General features: G+C 60.5%; 21 protein-coding genes and 1 pseudogene. 8 read left to right on the top strand and 14 right to left on the bottom strand.

The annotated features are described in order from the left end of the window. Positions 1 to 166: 166 nt before the first annotated feature. The 5 genes from recJ to L904_RS25825 all read right to left on the bottom strand — a co-directional run bounded on the left by recJ (position 167) and on the right by L904_RS25825 (position 6,335). A complete protein-coding gene (gene recJ / locus L904_RS25845; RefSeq protein WP_083518543.1) occupies positions 167 to 1,975 on the bottom strand; it encodes a single-stranded-DNA-specific exonuclease RecJ in 1,809 nt (602 codons plus the stop codon). A gap of 94 nt (positions 1,976 to 2,069) precedes the next feature. Continuing rightward, positions 2,070 to 2,294, bottom strand: coding sequence for a hypothetical protein (locus tag L904_RS28275; RefSeq protein WP_003524853.1), 225 nt, complete (start codon positions 2,292 to 2,294; stop codon positions 2,070 to 2,072). 187 nt (positions 2,295 to 2,481) lie between these two features. After that, positions 2,482 to 3,792, bottom strand: coding sequence for a homoserine dehydrogenase (locus tag L904_RS25835; RefSeq protein ID WP_035260791.1), 1,311 nt, complete (start codon positions 3,790 to 3,792; stop codon positions 2,482 to 2,484). A gap of 60 nt (positions 3,793 to 3,852) precedes the next feature. Next, positions 3,853 to 5,073 carry an LL-diaminopimelate aminotransferase gene (locus L904_RS25830; RefSeq protein ID WP_035260789.1) on the bottom strand — a complete coding sequence of 407 codons (1,221 nt, stop codon included), beginning with the start codon at positions 5,071 to 5,073 and terminating at the stop codon, positions 3,853 to 3,855. A gap of 302 nt (positions 5,074 to 5,375) precedes the next feature. Next, positions 5,376 to 6,335 carry a nucleoside hydrolase gene (locus L904_RS25825; RefSeq protein WP_031233910.1) on the bottom strand — a complete coding sequence of 320 codons (960 nt, stop codon included), beginning with the start codon at positions 6,333 to 6,335 and terminating at the stop codon, positions 5,376 to 5,378. Positions 6,336 to 6,519: 184 nt separating this feature from the next. On the opposite strand from L904_RS25825, the gene L904_RS25820 reads away from it, so the two are divergent. Continuing rightward, entirely contained in the window at positions 6,520 to 7,323 is an 804-nt protein-coding gene (locus tag L904_RS25820; protein ID WP_031233909.1) for a TSUP family transporter, read from the top strand. A 48-nt stretch (positions 7,324 to 7,371) separates the two neighbouring features. On the opposite strand, the gene L904_RS25815 is transcribed toward L904_RS25820, so the two are convergent. The 8 genes from L904_RS25815 to hemN all read right to left on the bottom strand — a co-directional run bounded on the left by L904_RS25815 (position 7,372) and on the right by hemN (position 15,487). After that, positions 7,372 to 8,067, bottom strand: a complete 696-nt coding sequence (locus tag L904_RS25815) for a hypothetical protein (RefSeq protein ID WP_020810296.1) — start codon at positions 8,065 to 8,067, stop codon at positions 7,372 to 7,374. Between the two features lie 279 nt (positions 8,068 to 8,346). Beyond that, positions 8,347 to 9,276, bottom strand: coding sequence for a lipid A biosynthesis lauroyl acyltransferase (locus L904_RS25810; RefSeq protein ID WP_003524846.1), 930 nt, complete (start codon positions 9,274 to 9,276; stop codon positions 8,347 to 8,349). A 5-nt stretch (positions 9,277 to 9,281) separates the two neighbouring features. Next, on the bottom strand, positions 9,282 to 10,310 hold the full coding sequence (locus L904_RS25805) for a zinc-binding dehydrogenase (protein ID WP_020810295.1): 1,029 nt from the start codon (positions 10,308 to 10,310) through the stop codon (positions 9,282 to 9,284). A gap of 159 nt (positions 10,311 to 10,469) precedes the next feature. Then, positions 10,470 to 11,753 (bottom strand): beta-ketoacyl-ACP synthase, encoded by a 1,284-nt coding sequence (locus L904_RS25800; RefSeq protein WP_003524844.1) that lies wholly within the window; start codon positions 11,751 to 11,753, stop codon positions 10,470 to 10,472. Between the two features lie 11 nt (positions 11,754 to 11,764). Continuing rightward, positions 11,765 to 12,961 (bottom strand): beta-ketoacyl-ACP synthase, encoded by a 1,197-nt coding sequence (locus L904_RS25795; protein ID WP_020810294.1) that lies wholly within the window; start codon positions 12,959 to 12,961, stop codon positions 11,765 to 11,767. 209 nt (positions 12,962 to 13,170) lie between these two features. Further along, positions 13,171 to 13,650: a 3-hydroxyacyl-ACP dehydratase FabZ family protein gene (locus L904_RS25790; protein WP_020810293.1), complete on the bottom strand. Its 480-nt coding sequence runs from the start codon at positions 13,648 to 13,650 to the stop codon at positions 13,171 to 13,173. Between the two features lie 88 nt (positions 13,651 to 13,738). Beyond that, complete coding sequence (locus L904_RS25785) at positions 13,739 to 14,023, bottom strand: acyl carrier protein (RefSeq protein WP_003495848.1); 285 nt, start codon at positions 14,021 to 14,023, stop codon at positions 13,739 to 13,741. A 114-nt stretch (positions 14,024 to 14,137) separates the two neighbouring features. After that, positions 14,138 to 15,487 (bottom strand): oxygen-independent coproporphyrinogen III oxidase, encoded by a 1,350-nt coding sequence (hemN, locus tag L904_RS25780; protein WP_020812173.1) that lies wholly within the window; start codon positions 15,485 to 15,487, stop codon positions 14,138 to 14,140. A gap of 213 nt (positions 15,488 to 15,700) precedes the next feature. Between hemN and fnrN the strand changes: the two genes are divergently transcribed. Next, the gene (gene fnrN / locus L904_RS25775) at positions 15,701 to 16,426 is read left to right on the top strand and encodes a transcriptional regulator FnrN (protein ID WP_035260213.1); all 726 of its coding nucleotides are present in this window, start codon (positions 15,701 to 15,703) and stop codon (positions 16,424 to 16,426) included. 505 nt (positions 16,427 to 16,931) lie between these two features. On the opposite strand, the gene L904_RS25770 is transcribed toward fnrN, so the two are convergent. After that, the gene (locus L904_RS25770; RefSeq protein WP_003524833.1) at positions 16,932 to 17,471 is read right to left on the bottom strand and encodes a hypothetical protein; all 540 of its coding nucleotides are present in this window, start codon (positions 17,469 to 17,471) and stop codon (positions 16,932 to 16,934) included. Between the two features lie 25 nt (positions 17,472 to 17,496). Here L904_RS25770 and L904_RS25765 point away from each other — a divergent pair, with 25 nt between their 5' ends. The 6 genes and pseudogenes from L904_RS25765 (at position 17,497) to L904_RS25740 (ending at position 24,127) form a co-directional block, all read left to right on the top strand. Beyond that, on the top strand, positions 17,497 to 19,356 hold the full coding sequence (locus L904_RS25765; protein WP_035259556.1) for an alpha/beta hydrolase: 1,860 nt from the start codon (positions 17,497 to 17,499) through the stop codon (positions 19,354 to 19,356). A 32-nt stretch (positions 19,357 to 19,388) separates the two neighbouring features. After that, the gene (gene sfsA, locus L904_RS25760; protein ID WP_059762707.1) at positions 19,389 to 20,108 is read left to right on the top strand and encodes a DNA/RNA nuclease SfsA; all 720 of its coding nucleotides are present in this window, start codon (positions 19,389 to 19,391) and stop codon (positions 20,106 to 20,108) included. A 31-nt stretch (positions 20,109 to 20,139) separates the two neighbouring features. Next, entirely contained in the window at positions 20,140 to 20,979 is an 840-nt protein-coding gene (map, locus tag L904_RS25755; RefSeq protein WP_035262003.1) for a type I methionyl aminopeptidase, read from the top strand. A gap of 14 nt (positions 20,980 to 20,993) precedes the next feature. Then, positions 20,994 to 21,827, top strand: a complete 834-nt coding sequence (gene radC, locus L904_RS25750; RefSeq protein WP_035262005.1) for a DNA repair protein RadC — start codon at positions 20,994 to 20,996, stop codon at positions 21,825 to 21,827. A 137-nt stretch (positions 21,828 to 21,964) separates the two neighbouring features. Then, positions 21,965 to 22,387 (top strand): TadE/TadG family type IV pilus assembly protein, encoded by a 423-nt coding sequence (locus L904_RS25745; RefSeq protein WP_003524819.1) that lies wholly within the window; start codon positions 21,965 to 21,967, stop codon positions 22,385 to 22,387. A 1-nt stretch (position 22,388) separates the two neighbouring features. Further along, positions 22,389 to 24,127, top strand: a pseudogene (locus L904_RS25740) (TadG family pilus assembly protein). Positions 24,128 to 24,146 lie beyond the last annotated feature (19 nt).

The raw sequence follows: 24,146 nt of genomic DNA, 5'->3' as shown, positions 1-24,146 counted from the left end.
GTTCGACTCCCCTAGGGCGTGCCACTTGCTTCTCCTTTAAAATCAGCTGCCTGCACAAAAATCTTCACGCATCGCGTAAAGAAGTCTCGTTGTGCCTCATCCACTCGCCTGGGCCGGTGTCCGGTGAAATTCCAAGATAGCTGGAAGGCCCTGTCAGTGCGCAAAGTCAGGGCGCGAAAGCCGCGTCCAGAACGCGCAGTTGAACGCGCCTCTGGCCCTGCCAGAGATCGGCGCCCACGGTGCCGGCGACGTGAATATTGCGACCGCGTGCATTCAGCAGCATCTGCCCCAGAGGCGCTTCTGCGGCGCGAAACGCTATACCGTCCAGCCGCGAGCCGTCCATGGCCTCCAGCGTGATCTTGACGTGAGCTGTACCCACAAGCCGCACATCGCGCAGACGATGCGCCGGCACGGCAAAGATGGGCTGCGAATGACCGGAGCCATATGGACCGGCCTGCTCCAGCTGGTCGACAAGCTGCAATGTCGCGCCCGACGCGCCGATAGCGCCGTCGATCTTCAGCACGCTGCTTTCCACCAGCTCGTTCACGGTCTTTGCCGCCGCTTCCTCGAAGAAAGTCCTGAGCTTACCGAGATTGGCGCGCTCCACCGTCAGGCCGGCCGCCATGGCATGCCCACCGCCCTTGACCAGCAAGCCGGCCTCCACGGCAGCGCGCACCATGCGCCCCATATCGAAGCCGTTGATCGAACGGCCGGAACCGGTGCCCTTGCCGGAAGGATCGAAGGCAATGGCGAAGGCGGGACGGCGGAAGCGATCCTTCAGACGCGAGGCAAGCAGACCGACAATGCCGGGATGCCAGTTTTCACGCGCAGTAACGATGACGCCCGCACCCGAGCCGTCGCCATATTCGAACAGCGCCTCCGCTTCTGCTTCCGCCAACATGGCGGCTTCCATCGCCTGCCGCTCGCGGTTCAGCTCATCCAGCCTCTCGGCAATGATTTCGGCCTGCGAAGCATCGTCGATGGTCAGGAGACGGCTGCCGAGCGCAGCGTCGCCAATGCGGCCGCCGGCATTGATGCGCGGCCCGATCAGGAAACCGAAATGATAGGGCGTCACGGGCCCGCCCAGCCCCGCCTTCTTGAACAAGGCAGCGAGCCCGGCATTGTTCATATGGCGCGCGGCAATCAGCCCCTTCACCACATAGGCGCGGTTGAGCCCCTTCAGCGGCACCACATCGCACACGGTGGCAAGCGCGACGATATCGAGAAGCGACAGCAGATCGAGCGTGAAGGCCTGCCTGTGCCGCCTCTCTTTCAACAGCCTCAGGGTGGCCACCAGCACGAGGAACACGACGCCGGCGGCGCAGAGATGCCCCTGCCCCGAAAGATCGTCCTCGCGGTTGGGATTGACCAGCGCCACGGCCGGCGGCAGTTCCGTGCCGACCTGATGGTGGTCGATCACCACGACATCCGTTCCCGCATCCCTGGCGGCCTTCAGCGATTCATGGCTGGTGGAGCCGCAATCGACCGTCACGATCAGCGTCGCACCATTGGCGGCAAGCTGCTGCATCGCTGCGGGGTTCGGCCCGTAGCCCTCGAAAATACGGTCGGGAATATAGATTTCCGGTGTCAGACCGAAATGCGCGAGAAACCGGTACATCAAAGCGGAGGAAGCAGCGCCGTCGACGTCGTAGTCGCCAAAGATCGCCACCTTCTCGCCTGTCTCGATGGCCCGCACCAGCCGCTCGGCGGCCTTTTCGCAATCGGTCAGCACATGCGGATCGGGCATCAGGGAACGAATGGTCGGATCGAGGAACGCCAGGGCGTCATCGACACCCACACCGCGCCCGGCAAGCACCCGTGCGATCAATTCGGGGATGGCGTGGATCTGGGACATGGCCAGCGCGCGGTTCTGCCCGGCCTGATCCAGCCGCGACACCCAGCGCTGTTCTGTCGCCGACCGCTCCACGCTTAGAAACGCGCGGGCCACGGTATCGGCCGGCTCCATCATTGCCATCCTGTCCATTCATCCTGTCATGCGCCCAATCGCGCTTTAAAACGGGCTAAATGGCGGTGGCGCGTTTTTCAAGCAAAAACGCGCTTATGAGGATTCACACCGAAAAAATCGAGAAAAACGGGCTGACGATCGAGACCGCGCCAACAAGCAGCAGCAGCGAGAACACGGCAAGCGAACACCAGTTGCGCTCATGCTCCCCCATATCGAATTCCATGCTGCGAATATTGTCATTGGCATTGTGAGGCCGCGCCCGGTGATGGGCGGCCGCAACGCCTGCACGCTTATTGTCCTTGAACAGGATGATCGATGTCACGGCCACGCCTCCCTCGCTTGGTGAACAGGATTAACCATAGTGCCGAATCGCCTTGTTTTCCAGCGCTTCCGACGCCGTCCCCCCAAATTTTATGGGCGCGAGACTACCGGCACGATGCGGGCAGCCATAGAACGAAAAACCGCGCCTCCATCCGGAAGCGCGGCCCTCGATAAAATCAAGATAACGAAGCGTCTCAGGTGCGCTCGATGCGGATGACCTGCGGCTCGCTGACGAGATATTTCTCGTTCTTGATCGCTTTCACCGCCTTGCGGATCGCATCTTCCATCGTCGCATGGGTAACGAGGATGATGGTCTGCGGCGCGCCTTCCACATGCACGCGCTGGCGCTGCACGATGGATTCCAGCGAGATGTTGTTATCCGCCATGCGGGTGGCGATGGAGGCAAAGACGCCGGCCTGATCCTTCACCGTGAGGCGAATGAAATAACCGCCCTCGTGGCTCTTCATCTTGGCGCGGCGATATTCCGTCAGCGATTTCGCCGGACGGCCGAGAACAGGCACCTGCTGGGCGCCCGGACGGCTCTTGGCGATATCGGCAATGTCGCCCAGCACGGCGGACGCCGTGGCGTTGCCGCCCGCACCCGGACCAACCATCAGCAATTCGCCGAGAATGTCGGATTCGATCGCCACCGCGTTGGTGACGCCATCCACCTGGGCGATAACGGAATCGAGCGGCACCATGGTCGGATGCACGCGCTGCTCGATGCCGGATTCGGTCACCTGCGCCACGCCGAGAAGCTTGATGCGGTAACCGAGTTCGGCGGCCGCCTGAATGTCCTCGCTGGAGATATTGGTGATGCCTTCCAGATAGATGTCATCGGCCGAAATCTTGTTGCCGAAGGCAAGCGTCGTCAGGATGGCGAGCTTGTGGGCGGTATCGTTGCCCTCGATATCGAAGGCAGGATCGGCTTCGGCATAGCCCAGCCGCTGCGCTTCCTTCAGACAGGCCTCGAAGGACAGCCCTTCCTTCTCCATCTTGGTCAGGATGTAATTGCAGGTGCCGTTCATGATGCCGTAGATGCGTGACACATGGTTGCCGGTCAAGGATTCACGCAGCGCCTTGATGACGGGGATACCGCCGGCCACCGCCGCTTCGAAATTGAGAAGCGCGCCCTTGTCTTCGGCGATGGTCGCCAGTTCGACGCCATGCTTGGCCAGCAGCGCCTTGTTGGCTGTCACCACATGGAGACCGCGTGCGAGTGCAGCGCGCACCGCATTTTCCGCCTGGCCGGAAGCACCGCCGACCAATTCCACGAAAACGTCGATCTCGGCTTCGCTCGCCAGCTGCTCCGGCGTGTCGAACCAGGTAATACCCGTGAGATCGATGCCGCGGTCGCGCGAACGGTCGCGCGCGCTCACCGCAATAATCTCAATCGCGCGTCCGCAGGTAATCGCAAGTTCGTTGCTTCTCTGCTGGAGGATGCGCACGAGCGAAGCGCCGACAGTGCCGAGCCCCGCTATGCCGATTCTCAATGAATCTGCCATGGGTATGTTCCTGATTGCTGTTGATGGTGGCGGCCGGGACCCGGCCGCCTTGGGTTGCCCTTATCTGTGGGCGTTGAGCGAAACGACGTTATGCATCGTTTCGTCTGCGCTCGACAGGAAACGCTTCAGATTGCGCGCTGCCTGACGAATTCTATGCTCGTTTTCCACGAGCGCGAGACGGACGTAATCGTCGCCCATCTCGCCAAAGCCGATGCCGGGAGCAACGGCGATATCTGCCTTCTCGACCAGAAGCTTGGAGAATTCCAGGCTGCCGAGATGGCGGAATTTTTCCGGGATCTTCGCCCAGGCGAACATCGTCGCCGCCGGCGGCGGAACTTCGAAACCGGCCTTGCCGAAGGTGTCGACCATCACATCGCGGCGGCGGCGATAGACATTGCGCACTTCGGCAATGTCGGAACCGTCACCGTTCAGCGCATGCGTCGCCGCAACCTGGATCGGCGTGAAGGCGCCGTAATCGAGATAGGACTTCACACGCGTCAGCGCCGCGATCAGCCGCTCGTTGCCGACGGCAAAGCCCATGCGCCAGCCGGGCATGGAGAAGGTCTTCGACATGGAGGTGAACTCCACCGCAACGTCGATTGCGCCGGGAACTTCCAGAACCGAAGGCGGCGGATTGTTTTCGTCGAAATAGATTTCCGAATAGGCAAGGTCGGAAAGTACGATGATCTCATGCTTCTTCGCAAAGGCGATCACGTCCTTGTAGAAATCCAGCGAGGCGACATGCGCCGTCGGGTTCGACGGGTAGTTGACGATCAGCGCCAGCGGCTTCGGGATGGAATGGCGCACCGCGCGCTCCAGCGGTCCGAAGAAGCTGTCATCCGGCTCGACATTCATCGAACGGATAACCCCGCCCGCCATCAGGAAGCCGAAGGCATGGATCGGATAGGTGGGGTTCGGACACAGGATCACGTCACCCGGCGCGGTGATGGCCTGCGCCATATTGGCGAAGCCTTCCTTGGAGCCGAGCGTGGCGACGACCTGCGTGTCGGGGTTCAGCTTCACGCCGAAACGGCGGGCATAATAGGCTGCCTGCGCGCGGCGAAGGCCGGGAATGCCCTTGGACGAGGAGTAACGATGGGTGCGCGGGTCCTGAACGACCTCGCAAAGCTTGTCGACGATGGCCTTCGGGGTCGGAAGGTCGGGATTGCCCATGCCGAGATCGATGATATCGGCCCCGGCCGCTCGCGCGCTCGCTTTCAAACGGTTGACCTGTTCGAAGACGTATTGCGGCAGACGCCGGACCTTGTGAAACTCTTCCATCTCTTTCCTCATGGGAATGGACCGGTTCTGCCGGCCCATAACGAAGGTTCGTTTTTTGTTGTTAAACGCCGCCGACACGAACCGACCCGGCAGGCGTTATTCATTGTAGCGCAAAGCACGGGAAAACCTACAAGGCTTTTCTCGTCCCACGCCGCATAGCGGTGATCCGCCCGTCCTTCCGGCACGGCCTTCTCAGCCCCGCCGGCAAGGCGGATCGCGCACTATGATCAGGGAACTTGCATAACGCCAGATTCTTGGAAAATGCAAGGCAAGCCATGCTCAAGAACGGCCATTCCTGCCCTTCAGCCGCGCTCACCCTTCACAATTGCCGCACGGATGACCGAAAGCACGCGCTCCGGCTCGATATCCGTGCAGATGAGCTGGCTCGGATGCCCGTCCCAGTCGCCCGGCGGAAAGGCGCGGCCATCCGGCTTCTGGATCGTCTGGCCGTCGGCAAGACCGCCGCAGACCACACGCACCGGGCCGCTGCGGGTGGTAAACAGTTCCGGCGCAACGAGATAAACGCAGGCGCAGCTATCATGCACCACCATGCCGTCGCCGGTGCGGGTCTTGTAGAAATCGATATAGAATTGCGACAGGTCGGAAAGCAGCTGCACGGGCTTGCCGCCGGCCTCTGCCATCTCCGCCATGAAGGCGCTGGTCATCACGGTTTTTGTCGTCACGTCCAGACCGACGACAACAACGCGCCAGGGCGCGGTGAAGACGAGATCGGCCGCTTCCGGATCGCCGTGAATATTGGCCTCGGCCGCCGGCGAGACATTGCCGTTCATGTCGAAGGCGCCGCCCATGACGATCACTTCCTTCACCAGCGCGGCGAAATCCGGTTCCTCACGCAGTGCCAGCGCCAGATTGGTCATGCGGCCGACGGCGATCAGCGTCACCTCGCCGGGATGGGCCTTCACCGTCTCGATGATGAAGCGATGCGCCGGGCGCGGATCGAGCGGCAGATCGATGTTTTCAGGGATATCGATATCGCCGAGACCGTTTTCGCCGTGGATGAAAGTCGGCCAATGGCCTTCCTTGCGGGCGGGATCGAAAGTCACGCCGGCGCCTCTCGCAACCGGTGCGGTCATCTGCCATTCCCGCTTGAGGAAGAGCGCATTGCGGGTGGTGATATCGATGGGGGCGTTGCCGAAAACCGTGGTGACGCCGATCAGATCGATATCGGGGTGACGGTGCAGGAACAGAAGCGCCATGGCGTCGTCCACACCGGGATCCGTATCGAATATCACTTTATGCATAATGCCCTCATCCATATGTCTTCAAGCGCCATCCGCTTCTGCCGGCGACGCGCCACGGAAACATAACGATAAGCGGCAACACCGCAATCCCCCCGCAGGCGGCATATCATGCAGAAAAATATTGCGTGGCGGTCTTTTCAGTGAAAGAAGAAGCCCTCTCCCGCCGCCTGCCCGGATATCCCCAGTGCAAGACATCGCCCTCAACGTATTTATCGTTCTCTTCTGCGTCGCCATTTTTGCCGGCTTTATCGATTCCATCGCCGGTGGTGGCGGTCTCATCACCATTCCAGCGATGCTGATCATGGGCATTGCACCGCTCGATACGCTCGGCACCAACAAGCTGCAATCGCAGTTCGGCTCTGCCTCCGCCACCATCGCCTATGCCCGGCGCGGCCATGTCAATCTGAGGGAACAACTGCCCATGGCCGTCATGGCCATGCTTGGCGGCGGGCTCGGCGCGGTCACCGCCGCCTTCGTGCCGTCCGACCTGCTGCGCACCATCATGCCGTTCCTGCTGATCGCGATTGCGATCTATTTCGCCTTCAAGCCGCAGCTCAGCGATATCGACAGCCATCGCCGCATCACACCCTTCGTGTTCGGCTTCACCGTCGCGCCGCTGGTGGGCTTCTACGACGGTGTTTTCGGCCCCGGCGCGGGATCCTTCTACATGCTCGCCTTCGTGGCGCTTGCCGGTTTCGGCATGTTGAAGGCAACCGCCCACACCAAGCTTCTGAATCTCGGCTCGAACTTCGGCGGTTTCGTTGTGTTTGCGATAGGTGGTGCGGTTTTGTGGAAGCTCGGCCTCGCCATGGGCGTCGGCCAGTTCATCGGCGCACAGATCGGCTCCCGCTTCGCCATGAAGAACGGCGCGAAGATCATCCGCCCGCTGCTGGTGCTTTCCTGCCTGGCCATGGCGACGAAGCTCCTTGCGGATGCATCATCCGCATGGTCCATCGCCGCGATATGGGAAACCGTGTTCCCGAAATAGCAGGAAACGGCAAAGCCGGGAGAGTGTCGTCAGAGACCAGCGGTGACGTCACGCCGTGGCGCGACGTCTGCGATCGGCAATTTCCCGGATCACCACCATGGCGCCGACGAGCTTGTAGGCGGAGGAATAGCAGGGGGACATTTCCAGCGACTTCACGATCGTCCGGCCGTTCTGATCTTCCGCATAGGTATATTTCGACGTATCGCCCTTGAAGCAATTGTCGAGTTTTTCCCGAAGGTCGTTCTGGAAGCGGTGGACGCCGACGAGTTCGGCAATGTGGCAGCCGACGAGCCCTTCCGGCGCATTGCGCTGGAAAGCGTCAAGCGCATTGGCAAAGGACACGCGGTAGCCGGGAGAAACGATGACCACCGGCTCGTCCAGATCGTTGAGCATGTCCTCATCGAGGATCAGATGGCGGTGATGCCATTCCAGGGTGTCCTCGTCCTCGTCACCGATGACCTTGGCCTTGGGCGGCATGCCGACGTAACGGTCGACCAGGGTTCTCAGAAGCTCGGAATTGCGCTGCACGCAGCCGAGATCCTCCGCCTCGTGGTTCAGGAGGTCGATGGCGAAACGGAACTGTTCGCGAATATCCTCGGAGTTCTCTGTCTGACGCCCGACGACCCGCTCGAGAAGCTGCTCCAGTTCACGCTCCAGCACTGCGATCTTGTCGGCTTCGTTTTTACCAACGGCAGATTGCAGTTCCGTATAACGCAGCCAGAACAACTCAATCAAATCTTTCAACCCAACTCTCCCTGAACGGGCATAACCCGGTTCCCAATGCGAACGGATTAACCCTTTGCCCCCTGATTATAGCGTCTTTGCGCTTAAAAATGACGTAACGAAACGCAGGAACGCCGCGAGGATTGTTGTCCAAAATATCACAGCAGCCGCTAATTTTTCAATTTCGATAATCCATGAACGAAAAATGAGGTTCCGCTAATATGGAAAAGCACCGAAACGCACGGTTTCCCGACCGAATTTCGTGAAAATCGCGGAAAATCCGGCCGCACGGCAGTCACCTCAAATCTGGTGCTTCACGTCCCAGCGGTCGTGATACCACAGCCATTGTCCGGGGTATTCGCGCACCCAGCTTTCCACCTTATCGTTCAGAAGCTGCGCCGTCGCCTGAATGTCGACATTGCCCTTTTCATCGCGCGGAATTTCAACCTTGGGCTCTATTTCCAGCCTGTAGCGATTGTCGGGAAGACGCACGCAACGGGCCGGATAGACATCGCAGTTGAACTGCCGCACCAGCTTGGCAAGCAGCGGATTGGTGCGGACTTCAAGGCCGAAGAACTTCGTCGTCAGACCCTTGCCGAACTTCTGGTCGACGAGCACGCCGACACCGCCGCCCTTTTCCAGCTGCCGCGCAAGCGCGAAAGAGGAACCGGCGTGCGACGGCACGAGATTGCCCATGCGCTCCTTGCGGAAATTGAACACCTTGTCCGCCACGAATGGATTGTTAGGCGGACGGAACAGCACCGTTACATCGAGACCGAAAGCCGAGCCGGCCACCGGCAGCAATTCGAAATTGCCGCTATGGGCGGTAAAGACGATGAAGGGCCGCGGATTGTCGCGCAGCTCGAGGAAGGTCGGAATGCCCTCGACCTCGATGCGGCCCGGTTCGTTCTTTTCCGGATCGAAATCGAACAGCCGGTCGAGAAATACATATTCCGCCGCAAGCCGGCCCATATTGGCCCAGCTATCCATGGCGATCTCAAGCCGCTCCTCCTCGGATTTCTCCGGAAAGGCGCGCGCCAGATTATGGAGCATCAGCTTGTGGCGGCCGGTTTTCGGCCCCACCCAGCGCGCCAGCCGGTCGGCGGCGCGAATGCCCGCATCGGCGGGAAAAAGCTTCAGCAGGTTGAGAAGGCCGAAGGCGAATGTCGCAATCAACCACTGCCGGAAGTGGTCCAGTTTCAGGACAATCCGTGTCAGGAACAGCTTCAAGATGTTCAGTCCATTCGCAGAACGATCTTGCCGAACACCTGGCGCGTCTCCATGCGCTCCAGCGCCCGGTCGATATCGTCGAAGGTCACTTCGGTGTCGATGACGGGATGAACGATGCCGCGCGCCATCTTCTGCATGGCGTTGGCCATGTTTTCCATGCGGCAGCCGAAGGAGCCGAGCAGTTTCAGCTGCTGCTGGAACAGCATCATCAAGTTGATTTCGGTGGAGACGCCAGAGGTGGAGCCGCAGGTGACGAGACGGCCGCCACGCTTCAGCGAGAACATCGAGGCAACGAAGGTATCCTTGCCGACATGTTCAAACACAACATCGACACCCTTCTTCTTCGTCAGCTTGCGCACAACGCCCTCGAAACGGTCAGTGCGGTAGTTGATGACATGGTCGGCCCCGAGCGCCTTTGCCCGTTCGATCTTGTCGTCGGAACCGACTGTGGTGATGACGGTGCAGCCCATCTTCTTGGCAAGCTGGATCGCCGCCGTGCCGATGCCGGAACCGCCGGCATGGATGAGGATGGTTTCGCCGGGTTCAAGCTTGGCATTGTCGAACAGCATATGCTCGACGGTGCCGAAGGTCACCGGTGCGAGAGCCGCAGCAACGGCATCGACGCCATGCGGCGCGGGCACCAGCTGGCGGGCGGGAATATTGATCTTTTCCTGCGCAAAACCGTCGAGGTGGAAACCGTGCACGCCCTGAACATGTTCGCACAGATTGTCACGGCCTTCGCGACACGGCTTGCACAGCCCGCAGGTGCGCGCGCCGTAGATCGACACGAGCTGGCCGGGCAGCACGTTCGAAACGCCCGGACCGATGGCTTCGACCACGCCCGAAGCCTCGGCACCGATGGTCAGCGGCATCTTGCGCTTGGCGAAAGCCATGCCGCGCCAGCCCCATACGTCGATGTGGTTCAGCGCAACCGCCTTGACGCGCAGCGTCACCTCGCCCGGCGCCGGCGCATCCGGTTCGGGCAGGTCCACTTTTTCGAGCTTCCGGTCGTCCACGAGTTGAAGAGCGCGCATATATCAGTCCTTCGCCCAGGGGCGTTTATCTGGGGGCGTTTATCTAAAAAGCTATTCCAGCAAAACTCTGTAACCGTTTTGCGGCCGGAATGCGTAATCAAAGAAGCGAGAGCGTTTCCGCAATTGCCGCGGAAACGCTCCTGTTGATGGCGAAACCGGTTAAGCCGGTTCCCGCGTCATGACAAGGCTTGCATTCTGCCCGCCGAACCCGAAGGAGTTGGACAGAACCGCACTCACCTGAGCATCCCGCTTCACATTCGGCACCACGTCGAGCGTGATGGTCGGATCGGGATTGTTGTAGTTGATCGTCGGCGGCAGCGTGCCGGTCAGCATGGTCTGCAGCGAGAACACCGCTTCCACGGCGCCTGCGGCAGTCAGGGTATGGCCGATCATCGACTTGTTGGACGATAGCGGAATATCCTTCAGGCCCTCGCCGAAGACGGCGAGCATGGAGCCATATTCCATCTTGTCGTTCTCAGGCGTCGAAGTGCCGTGGGCGTTGATGTAACCGATATCGCTTTCGGCCACGCCCGCATCGGCAAGCGCCGCACGGATCGTCGCAATCGCCGGGCCGCCATCGGGCGAAGACCGCGTGCGGTGGAAGCTGTCGGCCTTCTCGCCCGCACCCTTGATGATGCCGAGCACCTTCGCACCGCGTGCAACGGCGGCTTCCAGCGATTCCAGCACCAGCGTCGCAGCACCTTCGGCGATCACGAAACCATCGCGGTCCTTGCTGAACGGCTTGGAGGCCTTTTCCGGCGGGTCGTTCTGGGTCGAAAGCGCAGAGAGAAGCGAAAAGCGAATGAGCGCCTCGGCGCTGACCGAACCATCGGTCGCAACTGTCAGCGCCCGCTCGGTGCGTCCCTGGCGGATTGCCTCGACGCCGAGCTGGATCGCGGTCGCGCCCGATGCACAGGCCGTAGACAGCGTGACAGGCAGGCCGCGTGTGCCAAAACGGTCGGAAAGACGCTCGGAAATCGCGCCGAACAGGGCGGCTTCCTGGAATGCCGGGTCGGGACGCTGGCGGAAGGCCGTCAGGAAGCGCTCATAGGCGTCACCCGGCTGGGCGGCCGGCGGAGACCGGTCGGCAAGCTCGAAACGGGCGCTCCATTCCGGCTCGATAGGCGGCGCTGCGAGAAACAGCGGGCCGTCGAAATCGCCGGAGATACCGGCCTGCGCCAGCGCCTCGATGGTGGTTTCGCGCGCGAAGGCATAGGAACGCTCGACGGAATTCGGAACCGGGATATCGATGAAATCCACCGTGCCGCTGATGCGGGTCGAAAGCCCCTCGGTCGGGAAACGGGTGATCTTGTGGATGCCCGATTTGCCCGATGTCAGCGCCGCCCAGTTATCGGCAAGCCCCTGCCCGAGCGAGGTGATGATGCCCATGCCGGTGACGGCGACGATGGGACGACCGAGATGATCCCTGAAATTGGAAGTCATGGTCTTTCTCCTCAAACGTCGCGGGACAGAACGGCGACACCCTCGCCGCGCACATGGCCGACGGTGGTGACGACGGCTTCGCTGGCCGCCTCGCCCATGGGCTTTTCCTCAGCCGCATCGAAGGTAGGCACCTTCGCGCCGCTTTCAAGCGTCAGCGCGGCAAGCGCCAGCCCGAGCGGGAACTGTGCTTCCAGCCCGTGGCCGGTGACGCCGCCAAAACCGCGAATGACGGCATTCGGCAGGGCCTTTTCGAGAATGTCCTTCTCGCGGGCCGTCACGCCGTCATAACCGCTCGCGCCGGAAAATACGACGGTCGCCGCGCTGTCCTTGGCGGGAGCAAGCAGCCGCTCCATGCGCTTTTCCATCTTGCCTTCGTCACGGCTGCCGCGGTCGCCCTCGATGGCGTCGATGCGGGCATAAATGCGCGCGCCGCGCTCGCTGGCGTGCTTGCGCGATTCCAGCACCAGGAAGGCTCCGAGCGAACCGGAAACCATGCCGCCGCCTTCCTGGCCTTCGCGCGACCACAGCGGCTGCCAGCCGCCCTGCGCATGTGCGCCGATGGCCTCAAACAGCAGGATCATGTCGGGACGTTCCGCCGAGAAAGCGCCGCCCACCAGCGCATGGCTCGATTCGCCGGAGCGGATGCGGTGAAATGCGGTTTGAACGGCGGAAATGCCGGCCGCTTCCTCGCCCATGAAGGTGCGGGAAGATCCGGTGACCTTGTGCACGATGGAGATATTGCCGGCCATCAGGTTGGAAAGCTGGGCGAGAAACAGCGTCGGGCGCAATTCCGTCGTCAGCTTCTCATTGAGCAGCTTTTCGCGGTCATTGCGCTTCAGCGCTTCGTCGACGATCAGCGTATCGACATTGATGTCGCGCTCGCCGCCGCCGGCGGCGACGATCATGTCCATGGTGGCGCAGGCTTCGGCATCTTCCTTCAGCCCGGCATCGTCGAGTGCGAGACCGGCGGCGAAAACGCCGAGGCGCTGCCAGTTTTCCATCTGGCGCTGGTCGCCACGCTTGGCGATCTGCGCGGACCAGTCGATCTCCGGCATGGGATGGACCGGATAGGGCTTGAACTTTTCGGTCTCGACCACCGGCTCCGACACGGCGGTTCCGGAAAGAAGCGCCACATGCGCCTGGCTGCCGACGCCGTGACAGGTCACGATGCCGACCCCTGTTATCACCACATCATTGTCAGATTTCATCGTCTGTCATCCTTTGCAGCCGGCCCCGTCGAAACGGTCACGGCTATCCAACAGCGGTCGCGAACAACCACTTCATGCGTTGCGGAATAAAGCGCGCGATGCGGATTGGCAATGGTGAAGGCCTGATCCGCCGTCGCGAGCCCACGATTTTCGTGCTCAAAAACCGGGCCGGCGGGAAAAACGCTCTCCTTCGAAACGGACGGAAACGCTTATTTCTGCGCATCCGCGGCAATCGCCGCCATCAGGCCGACTTCCTCGGCCCGCTTCTTGACGATAGGCCCAAGCGGGATTTCGCTGAAGGGCATGGTCCTGAGCTTAAGCTGCGCGTCGCAGACCTTCTTGCCATCCGAGGTGATCTTCGCCTTGGTAACGGCAAAGCCGGAGCCGTCATGCTCCAGCACCGCCTCGATGTCGAGAACCGCGCCCGGCTCTACGAAGGTGCGCATCTTGGCGCCGTCGACCGACATCAGGAACGGCATGGACGCAAAATCGGAAAATGCCAGAACCAGCATGCCGGAAGCCTGCGCCATGGTCTCGATCAGAAGCACACCCGGAACCAGCGGCATGCCGGGAAAGTGGCCTTCGAAAACCGGGCTTTTGTCGGGAACGACAGACTGCGCCTTCAACGTGCGCGTCGTCATGTCCACGGCTTCGACCTTGTCGATCATCTGAAAATATTCAAGCAACATCCGTCCGGCCCGTCTCTGGTCGGTTAGTCATGGTTTGCCCGCAGGCGGCGTCAAAAGAAAATGCCCGCTGCAAGCGGGCATTGTCACATCAGCCCTTGGCTGCGCGCAATTCATCGATCTTGGCGCAAAGGTTCTTCAGCACGAAATATTCTTCGGTGGAAACCTTGCCTTCGTTGACTTCCTGCGTCCACTGCTCGAGCGGAATCTTGATGCCGAATTCCTTGTCGATCGCGAAAACGATATCAAGAAAGTCGAGGCTGTCGATGCCCAGATCGTCGATCGTGTGGCTCTCCGGCGTAATGGTTTCGCGGTCGATTTCGCTGGTTTCGGCGATAATGTCGGCAACCTTGTCGAATGTAGCTGTCACGCCCATAATCCTTATTGTCGTTCGTATGAATTATCCTGTCTGACGCACCACATAGGCAAGTCGCACAAAAAAGCCAATGGTTTCGTGACGTAACTTTGAAATTTGCCCCAAAACTGTTGCCTAAACAGCAACCGAATGACGGCCGCGTCCATTGCCGAGATAGGCGTCGAAGATTGCCGCGATGTTACGCACGAAGGGCTTTCCAGCCTCCGTCAGCGCAAAAATATCGGCGTCCATCCGCACCACACCGTCCCTGTCGCTTGCGGCAAAATGCTGCGCCTGGGCTCTCACGGAATGGCTCGCCTTGCCGAAACGGTGCTGCAACTGCGAAAGATCGATAGCGAAATCGCACATCAGCCTTTCGATGACATGCGAGCGCAGATGATCGTCCTGCGTCAACTCTATGCCCTTGACGGCGGCAAGACCGCCCTCGCCCACCATTCGCTGATATTCCCCTGTCGCCACCATGTTCTGCACGTAGCCCTGCGGCAGCCTGCCGATGGACGATGCGCCAAGCCCGATCAGCGCATCGGCCGTGTCGGTCGTATAGCCCTGAAAATTCCGCCGCAGGGCGCCCGCTTCGGCGGCCTGACACAATGTATCGGTCGGCTTGGCGAAGTGATCGATGCCGATGGCCTCGTAACCCGCCTGTTTCAGCATCTCCGCCGCCATCGTCATCTGGCGGTAGCGCTCGGCAATATCCGGCAGGGCATGCTCCGGGATCAGCGACTGGTGTTTTTTCATCCACGGAACATGCGCATAACCGAAAAGCGCGATGCGATCGGGGTCGAGCGACACGATCTGGTTCACCGTCTTTTCCAATGTTCCGCAGGTCTGGAACGGCAACCCATAAAGAATGTCGCAATTGACCGAGTGAACGCCCCTCGCCCGCACCGCATCCACCACGGATTTCGTCTGTTCGAAGGACTGGATGCGGTTGATGGTTTTTTGCACTTTGTCATCGAAGTCCTGAACCCCGAGGCTCGCCCGCGACATACCGATGGCGGCAAGCGCATCGTAGCGGCTGTCATCCAGATCGTTAGGGTCCATCTCGACGCTGATCTCGGGTGCGAGGCCGAAGGTGAAATGACGCCGCAGACAGTCCATCAGGCTCTGCATGTCCTCTGGCCTCAGCATGGTGGGCGAGCCGCCGCCGAAATGCACGGCACTCACCACCGCATCCGGCGAAACAAGCGCGCCGACAGCCTCGATCTCCTGCTTAAGTGCTTCAAGATAAACGGCAATCGGCTCGTATTTCAGCGTGTGCTTGGTGTGGCAGGCACAGAACCAGCACAGCCGGTCGCAATAGGGAATATGCAGATAAAGCGACAGGCGATTCCTGTGACCGAGCGCGCCGAGCCAGCGGCGATAGGCGCCATTATCGATTCCCTCGTGGAAATGCGGCGCGGTCGGATAGCTCGTGTAACGCGGCACTGCACCCGAATATTTGTGAAGAAGTTCGGTATTCATCGCCCGATTTGCCTTTTATCAAGAAAATGTCGATTTCCTCTCTTTCAGTAACGGCTGCGACAGTTTGCAACTTTGACTTCAATCAAATTGCACCGTAAGTTCTTGCTAAAGTAGACGCAGGGGCGACGGCTACGTGGCGAAAGCCTTGCATGAGACCGGATTTGACACCCACGGTCGCAATCGTCCTGAAAAAGCCAGCATTGGAAAAGGCTTATGGACACGCTGCAGAAGACCATCCACAATTCGGAAGAACCCGTCGTTTGTCGCTCCTGCGAGGCGCGCCATGGCGGGCTTTGCAGCAGCCTGACGCCGCAGCAGCTTTGCGAGCTGAACCGCCATTCCAGCCGCAAGAAACTGGAAGCGGGCAATGAGCTTCTTGGCCAGGGCGAACTCGTCACCTCCTACGGCAATATTTTGAACGGCGTGGTGAAGCTGTCGAAAATGATGTCGGATGGCCGCCAGCAGATCGTCGGCCTGCAATTCGCACCGGACTTTCTCGGCCGCCCCTTCATGGCGGAAAGCAAGATGACGGCGGAAGCCGCAACCGATGTGGAGATTTGTCTCTTCCCGCGCCGCGTCGTCGACCGGATGGTTTCCGAAGTGCCCGATATGGAACGCAAGCTCCACAACCAGTCCCTCAAGGAACTGGACGAGGCGCGCGACTGGATGCTGACGCTGGGGCGCAAATCGGCGCAGGAAAAGGTTGCCAGCTTCCTTTATATGATCGCCACCCATATCGACCCGGAAAACGAAGACAAATCCTGCTTCGACCTGCCGCTCTCACGCGCCGATATCGCCGACTTCCTCGGGCTGACCATCGAAACGGTTAGCCGGCAAATGACCAAGCTGCGCAAGGAAGGCATTATCCGCATCGAGAACAATCGCCATATCACCGTGCCCGATCTCGACGTGCTGAGCGAAGCCGCCGGCAACGACTGACGGAATTCGCCTCTCACTGCCCCTGAAGTGCAGGTGTCCCGAAATTGATGTGCGGCGCCCGCGCCTGAGCGGGTGCAAGCGCAAAACCGGCAAGAACCAGCAAAGCGGCGATGCATTTCATGATATTTCACCCCGTGCCCCGCTTTTTCAGCGGCCTGTTTGTTATGGCCGCATCATAAGCGGCAAACCTCATCCATCCGCTTAACATCTTGGGTAAGCGGAAAGTTCAGAGGCAGGGTAAAGAAGGGGTTACAAGCTCGGCATCGCCGCTTGTTTCTTCTCCCCGCCGGGGAGAAGGTGGCCCGAAGGGTCGGATGAGGGGGCTAGCGCAGAGATAAGCGGAGAGCTTGCCCCCTCATCCCGCTGCCGCGGACTTCTCCCCGACGGGGAGAAGAGACAGAGGCACCCGCTCGCTCCATATGGAATCGCGCGTTTGGGGGCATGTTTTGTCAATCAAAGATAATCTGGTCCGTCGCTGAGACCGCGCAAACTGCGCGGCGTGATCTCACTGCGACGCGGCAGGCGTCGCAACCGGCTTCTGGTTTTCGGCAAGCGCCCGCAGCTCCGCCACGCGGCGCTTGTATTCGGCTTCCGAAATCTGGCCGTTGCGCCTTGCCGCACCGAGCCGCGACAGGCTCGATTCCATGGTGGAGGCCTCATCTTCGCCCATCTGGGTGCCAGCGGCCGTCAGCGGCTGCGAGAAGGTCGGATAGGTGCCGGTGTCGCGCTTCTGGCTCACCGCAGTGTCGCTGACCGGGCGCGGGCCGACGATTTCGGCTGTCGGGCGGCGCATATGGGCGGGCGCGACGATCGGTTCCGGAGCCTTGCAGGCGGCAAGTGTGGCGGCGAGCATTGCGCCGGAGAGCGAAAGCACAGCGATTCTTGCCGCATTTTCCGCATATGTTCCCCATGTGCCCATGTGCTTGCCCATCGTCATGTTCCGCCTGTAAGGATATCTGCCGATATCGAATTCGACCACGGTTCGGCCCTTTGCGGCCTCCCCTTGCTGGTGGAACTTGTATTCGTTTTCATGCAGAATGTGCAAACACAAATTTGGTGGAGGATGGTGCATGGCAGGTGTTGACGGCGGGGACGCGAAAAAGGGCGGCAAAACGCCCGGCTTCGACGCCAGCTCCGCCGAGGCCTACCTGATCCGCGACCCGGAAACCTTCGCGATCAACATCGCCCGTGCGCTCGAAAATCTCGGCAAGGCCGCATCCGAGTGGCTGGCGCCGCGCGAACGCGGTGAGATTCCCCAGACCAGCGCCGATCCGGTAACCGATCTCGTCAAGACGCTCTCCGACGTCGCCGAATACTGGATGGCCGAACCGAAGCGCTCGCTCGAGGCGCAGACCCATCTGCTTTCCAGCTATTACGATCTCTGGGCGAAATCAGTGGCGCAGTTTTCCGGCGATGCCGATTCGGCCCCGGAAAAACCCGCCGAAAGCGGCCCTGCGGAACGCAGGAGCAGGCGTTTTGCCGACGCCGACTGGCAGGCCAATCCGTTCTTCGATTTTCTCCTGAAAGCCTACCAGACCACCGTCGGTTTCGCCGACCGGATGGTGACGGAGGCAGACGGGCTGGACGAACATACCCGCACCAAGGCGCTGTTTTACATGCGCCAGGTGACGGAGGCCCTTTCGCCGGCCAATTTCGTCTTCACCAATCCGCAGGTCTTTCGCGAAACGGTCGCCTCCAGCGGCGCCAATCTCGTCAAGGGCATGGCGCAGCTGGCGGAAGATGTCGCGGCCGGCAACGGCCACCTGAAACTGCGCCAGACCGATTACAGCAAATTCGTCATCGGCCAGAATATCGCCGTCACGCCGGGCAAGGTGGTGGCAAAAAGCCCGCTCTGCGAAATCATCCATTATGCGCCGACGACGCAGAAGGCCTTCAAACGGCCTTTGCTGATCGTGCCGCCATGGATCAACAAATTCTACATTCTCGATCTCAACCCGCAGAAATCCTTCGTCGGCTGGTGCCTCGAGCAGGGCCACAGCGTCTTCATGGTCTCCTGGATTAACCCGGATGCCCGCCTCGCCGACAAGGGCTGGGATGATTACGTCCGCGAAGGCATCGATTTTGCGCTGGACACCATCGAGGAGCGGACCGGCGAAAAAGAAATCAACGCCATCGGTTATTGCGTCGGCGGCACGCTTTTATCCTCGGCGCTGGCGCTGCATGCGCAGCAAGGCGATGAGCGCATCCGCAGCGCCACGCTATTGGCCGCCCAGACCGATTTCATCCATGCCGGCGATCTCAAAGTCTTCATAGACGAAGGCCAGCTTGCCGCGCTGGACAAGCACATGCAGGCGGTCGGTTATCTCGACGGCTCGATCATGGCGACCGTCTTCAACATGCTGCGCGCGTCTGATCTCATCTGGCCCTATGTGGTCGATAACTACCTGCGCGGCGCCGAGCCCCTGCCCTTCGACCTGCTCTACTGGAACTCCGATTCGACCCGGGTGACGGCCGCCAGCCACTCTTTTTATCTGCGCAATTGTTACCTCGAGAACAATCTCGCCCGCGGGCTGATGCGGGTCGCCGGCAAGCGGATCAATCTCGGCGACATCAAAATCCCCGTCTATGATCTCGCCACCCGCGACGACCATATCGCCCCGGCGAAATCGGTCTTCACCGGTGCCGCCCTGTTCGGCGGACCGGTGGAATTCGTGCTCGGCGCTTCCGGCCACATAGCCGGCGTCATCAATCCGCCGCAGCTTGAAAAATACCAATATTGGACAGGCCCATCACCGGCCGGCGACTTCGACGGCTGGCAGGCCGCCACCACCCCGCATAAGGGCTCCTGGTGGGTGCACTGGCAGAACTGGATCGAAAGCCAGGATGGCGAGAAGGTAAAGGCGCGAAAACCGGAGGACGGCAAGCGCCCCGTGCTCGGCGATGCGCCGGGAACCTACGTCCTCTCCTGACCAGTTCCATCATCTAACATCTTTCAGGCCACATGCTCTTCACGCCCCCGCTTACTCCCGCCACGCTGATCGCCCGCTACAAGCGCTTCCTGTTCGACGCCATTCTGGAAGACGGCACCGCGATCACCGGCTCCTGCCCCAATACCGGCTCCATGCGCGGGCTCACGGCTCCGGGCTCCCGCATATGGCTGTCGGAACATGACAGCCCCACCCGCAAGTACCGGCACATGCTGGAAATGGTCGAGGCCGATGGCACCACGGTCGGCATCAATACCGGCATGCCGAACCGGCTGGCGGAAGAAGCGATCCTGAACGGCCGTATTCCGGAACTCGGCGGCTATTCGACGATCCGGCGCGAACAGAAATATGGCCGCAACTCCCGCATCGATTTCCTGCTGTCCGAGCCCGGCCGGCCGGACGCCTATGTGGAAGTGAAGAACGTGCATTTCATGCGCGAACAAGGCCTCGCCGAATTTCCCGATACCGCCACCAAACGCGGTGCGAAACATCTGGAGGAACTGGGTGACGCTGCGGAAGCAGGTTACCGTTCGGTGATGCTCTATCTCATCCAGCGCGACGATTGCGAAAGGATGCGCATCTGCGACGATCTCGATCCTGTCTATGCGCTGGCGTTTCAGCGGGCGATGGCGCGCGGCGTGGAGGCCTACGCGGTGAAATGCACGGTCTCCCCGGCACAAATTTCGGTCAGCGGAACGGTTAAGATGGACGAATGGCGTCCGGCTGTTTTATGAACAGGGACGTAAAGAGACAGAAAGCACCAAGATGGTCACCTATATCGACGCAGCCTCCGCCCCCCTCAAGAATACCGGCGTCATCCGCCTCTATACCCCTGAGGACTTCGACGGGATGCGCAAGGCGTGCCAGCTGACGGCGCGTTGCCTCGATGAACTCGCCGCAATCGTCAAGCCGGGCGTGACGACCGACGCCATCGATCGTTTCGTCTTCGAATTCGGCGCCGACCACGGCGCGCTGCCGGCGACGCTGAATTATCGCGGTTATACCAAATCCGTCTGCACCTCGATCAACCACGTCGTCTGCCACGGCATTCCGGATGAAAAGCCGCTGCGCGAAGGCGATATCGTCAATATCGACGTGACCTATGTGCTTGACGGATGGCATGGCGATTCGAGCCGCATGTATCCGGTCGGCCAGATCAAGCGCGCCGCCGAGCGGCTGATGGAAGTGACCTATGAATGCCTGCTGCGCGGCATCGCGGCGGTGAAGCCCGGCGCGCGCACCGGCGCAATCGGCGCGGCGATCCAGGCCTATGCGGAAGCGGAGCGCTGCTCGGTGGTGCGCGATTTCTGCGGCCATGGCGTCGGACGCCTGTTCCACGACACGCCGAACATCCTGCATTACGGCCGCCCGGACGAAGGGCCGGAAATCCGCGAAGGCATGATCTTCACCATCGAGCCGATGATCAATCTCGGCAAACCGCATGTGAAGGTGCTTTCCGACGGCTGGACGGCGGTAACGCGCGACCGGTCGCTCTCCGCACAATATGAACATGCCGTCGGCGTCACGGCCACGGGCTGCGAGATCTTCACACTGTCGCCCGGCGGCTTCGACCGTCCGGGCCTGCCGCCGCTTCCCCCCGCATAAGGCCAGACCCGCCTATGGCAAAACGCCCCGCCCCGCCTTCCGCCGATCTTTCCAAAACTCCCGGCTTTCAGGCGGGCGAAGGCGATCTGTTCAACGGAGCGGATGAGCGCGGCTTTTTTGCCGAATCGCGAAGCGGTACGAAAAGGCCGGCAGCCGTGGTCGAACAGGAAACGGATGCCGCCCATTATCACGGACATCGCGACCGGCTGCGGGCGCGTTATCGCGATGGCGGCGACGCGGCGCTCGCCGATTACGAATTGCTGGAGCTTCTTCTCTTCCGGCTGATCCCGCGGCGCGATACCAAACCCATCGCCAAGGCCCTGATCGCCCGTTTCGGAACGCTTGGCAGCGTGCTTGGCGCGCCCTTGCCGCTGTTGCAGGAGGTGAAGGGCGTGGGCGAAACCGTGGCGCTCGATCTGAAGCTCGTCGCCTCCGTTTCCCAGCGCATGTTGAAAAGCGAGATCCGCAACAAGCAGGTGCTCGGCTCCTGGTCCTCGGTCATCGACTATTGCCATGCCGCCATGGCCCATGAAACGCGCGAACAGTTCCGCGTCCTGTTCCTCGACAAGCGCAACGTCCTGATCGCCGATGAGGTGCAGGGTCAGGGAACCGTGGATCACACGCCGGTCTACCCGCGCGAAGTCGTGCGCCGCGCCCTTGAACTTTCATCTACCGCCTTGATTTTAATCAGCAATCATCCAAGTGGAGACCCAACACCTTCGCGCGCCGATATCGAGATGACCAAGACCATCATCGATACGGCAAAGCCGCTCGGCATCGCCGTCCACGACCACATCATCATCGGCAAGGACGGCCACGCCAGTTTCAAAGGCCTCCGGCTGATCTGAAGTAAACGCGAAAGTTTAAGAAGAGCTGCAACCCATAGGAGCGGCATCAACACAAAATTAACACCTATAAATTAGCATTTCCGAAAATAATAAATCAAGGCATCGAACCTTGATGCCTGAAGGAACGGGGGTGCTTTATGTTTAATGGAGTGCGTTTCTTTCGCGATAGATCTGGCTCGTCTGCTGTCGAGTTCGCCATCGTCGCACCGATATTCTTTCTCGTCCTGCTCACCATGATCGCCTACGGCATTTATCTGATGGCGGCCTATTCGGTGCAGCAGATCGCCGCCGACGCGGCGCGGACGGCGGTTGCCGGCCTCAATACGACCGAGCGCCAGCAGCTTGCCCGGGATTTCGTCACCAAAAGCGACCTAAGCTACGCCTTCATGGACAAGAGCCGCTTCACCGTCGATGTCGCGACGGATCCCGCCAATGCCAACCAGTTCACGGTGAAGGTCGAATATGACGCCCGCGATCTGCCGATCTGGAGCCTCTACAGCTACACCCTGCCCGAGCCGGTCATCCGGCGTTTTTCCACCATCCGGATCGGAGGAGCATGACATGCGAGATTTTCATTCCCTGCTTCCCCGCTTCCTCAAGGATAAAACGGGCAACATCGCCATTTCGGCGGGGCTCACCGCACCGCTCTTCATCGGCATATTGGCGCTCGGCGTCGATTACGGTTATCTGACATTGCAGAAACGGCAATTGCAGCAGACCGCCGATCTCGCGGCCATATCAGCGGCAGCCAACGCCACGGACGCCGAAAAGGCGGTTCAGCAATATTTCGCCCTCAATGGTATGGATCTCGGTGTCAGGACGGCCCAGGGACTTTTGACCGAAAAGGGCCTGCAACCCTTCGACCCGCTGAATGAATTCGCCAACAGCAAGGGTTATGCCGAGGTCATCAAGGGTCATTACGAGCCGGATGCGACAGTCCCGGTCGGCCAGCGTTTCGTCGATAACGCCCTGCCCACCAATGCGATAAAGGTGAACATCGTTGAACAGGGCCAGATATTCTTCGCTTCCGCCTTCACCAAGCCGCCAAAGGTCTCGGCGGTCGGAACGGCCTCGTCCCAAAGGATCGCGGCATTTTCGGTGGGATCGCGCCTCGCCAGCCTCGATGAGGGAATTCTCAACAGCCTGCTCGGCGGTCTGCTCGGCACCACGGTTTCATTGAAACTCATGGATTATCAGGCGCTTCTCGCCGCCGATGTCAATGCGCTCAAGATCGTCGAGGCGCTGGCCATCGATCTCAACCTCACCGCCGGCACCTATAAGGATGTTCTGAAAACGGAAATCAGCTACGGCAAATTCCTCGACGTGCTGACGAAAACCACGGGGTTGCAGCCGGCGGTCGTCAACATTTTGAATACGCTGCAAAAAACCGTCAACAAGAGCAACGTCAAGATCAAGCTCGAGGAGATACTCAATCTCGGCCCGTTCTCGGACAAGCTGATCGGTACGGGCGAAAACCTCAAGGTCACCGCCGGCGTCTTCGATCTCATCAATGCCGCCGCCGTGGCGGGCAATGGCGGCAACCAGCTGGGGCTTAATATCAACGCCAATCTTCTCGGCCTCGCCTCGGTCAAAGCGACACTCGCCATCGGTGAACCGCCGGTCGAAACGCCGTCGCTCGCCGTCGGCGGTCAGGGCACCGTGGTGCGCACCGCACAGACCCGTCTTGCGGTCAGCGTCGTGGTGGACGGGCTTCAGGCCATTGCCGGCCTCAAGGTCAATCTCCCGCTTTATGTGGAAGTCGCCCATGCCGAAGCGCGGCTTGCCGATATTCGCTGCACGGGCGGCGGACAGGGCACCGTCGATGTCGAGGTCGTTCCCGGGATCGTCGAAATCGCCCTTGGCAATGTCGATACCACAGCCTTTGCCAATTTCGGCAGGGACCCGCGCGTCACCAAGGCCGCAATCGTGGACTCGGCGCTGCTCGCCATCAATGGCAGCGCCCTCATCAATGCCACCAATATGACCAAAACCAAACTGACCTTCACGCAGTCCGATATTACCCAGGCCAAGATCAAGAGTGTCTCCACCAAGGACACCGTCACCACTCTTGTCAGTTCACTGCTGAAGAACCTCAACCTGGATATCAGGCTTCTCTTCCTCAACCTGGATTTGGGAGGCCTGGCGGGCATTAGTCGGCGCTTGCCAACACGCTTGCGGCAGTCACCGCTCCGGTCGATCAGCTGCTCTACAACGTGCTTCTGGTTCTCGGCGTCAAGATCGGCGAAGCCGATGTGCGGGTCACGGATGTCCGCTGCCAGCAGCCGGCGCTGGTGCAATAATTCAGTACCGCGCATGAAA

Origin of the sequence: Agrobacterium sp. LY4 (genome assembly GCF_001526585.1) — a bacterium.
Classification (GTDB): domain Bacteria; phylum Pseudomonadota; class Alphaproteobacteria; order Rhizobiales; family Rhizobiaceae; genus Agrobacterium; species Agrobacterium leguminum.
This window is presented reverse-complemented; position numbering and strand designations above follow the sequence as displayed.

Excerpts from the sequence above, each read along its gene's own strand:
- L904_RS25825 (WP_031233910.1), bottom strand. The coding sequence starts at position 6,335 with ATGCATAAAGTGATATTCGATACGGATCCCGGTGTGGACGACGCCATG.
- radC (WP_035262005.1), top strand. The coding sequence starts at position 20,994 with ATGGCAAAACGCCCCGCCCCGCCTTCCGCCGATCTTTCCAAAACTCCC.
- L904_RS25805 (WP_020810295.1), bottom strand. The coding sequence starts at position 10,310 with ATGCGCGCTCTTCAACTCGTGGACGACCGGAAGCTCGAAAAAGTGGAC.
- sfsA (WP_059762707.1), top strand. The coding sequence starts at position 19,389 with ATGCTCTTCACGCCCCCGCTTACTCCCGCCACGCTGATCGCCCGCTAC.
- L904_RS25800 (WP_003524844.1), bottom strand. The coding sequence starts at position 11,753 with ATGACTTCCAATTTCAGGGATCATCTCGGTCGTCCCATCGTCGCCGTC.
- map (WP_035262003.1), top strand. The coding sequence starts at position 20,140 with ATGGTCACCTATATCGACGCAGCCTCCGCCCCCCTCAAGAATACCGGC.
- L904_RS25765 (WP_035259556.1), top strand. The coding sequence starts at position 17,497 with ATGGCAGGTGTTGACGGCGGGGACGCGAAAAAGGGCGGCAAAACGCCC.
- hemN (WP_020812173.1), bottom strand. The coding sequence starts at position 15,487 with ATGAATACCGAACTTCTTCACAAATATTCGGGTGCAGTGCCGCGTTAC.
- L904_RS25830 (WP_035260789.1), bottom strand. The coding sequence starts at position 5,073 with ATGGAAGAGTTTCACAAGGTCCGGCGTCTGCCGCAATACGTCTTCGAA.
- L904_RS25795 (WP_020810294.1), bottom strand. The coding sequence starts at position 12,961 with ATGAAATCTGACAATGATGTGGTGATAACAGGGGTCGGCATCGTGACC.
- L904_RS25835 (WP_035260791.1), bottom strand. The coding sequence starts at position 3,792 with ATGGCAGATTCATTGAGAATCGGCATAGCGGGGCTCGGCACTGTCGGC.
- L904_RS25785 (WP_003495848.1), bottom strand. The coding sequence starts at position 14,023 with ATGGGCGTGACAGCTACATTCGACAAGGTTGCCGACATTATCGCCGAA.
- L904_RS25745 (WP_003524819.1), top strand. The coding sequence starts at position 21,965 with ATGTTTAATGGAGTGCGTTTCTTTCGCGATAGATCTGGCTCGTCTGCT.
- L904_RS25790 (WP_020810293.1), bottom strand. The coding sequence starts at position 13,650 with ATGTTGCTTGAATATTTTCAGATGATCGACAAGGTCGAAGCCGTGGAC.
- fnrN (WP_035260213.1), top strand. The coding sequence starts at position 15,701 with ATGGACACGCTGCAGAAGACCATCCACAATTCGGAAGAACCCGTCGTT.
- recJ (WP_083518543.1), bottom strand. The coding sequence starts at position 1,975 with ATGGCAATGATGGAGCCGGCCGATACCGTGGCCCGCGCGTTTCTAAGC.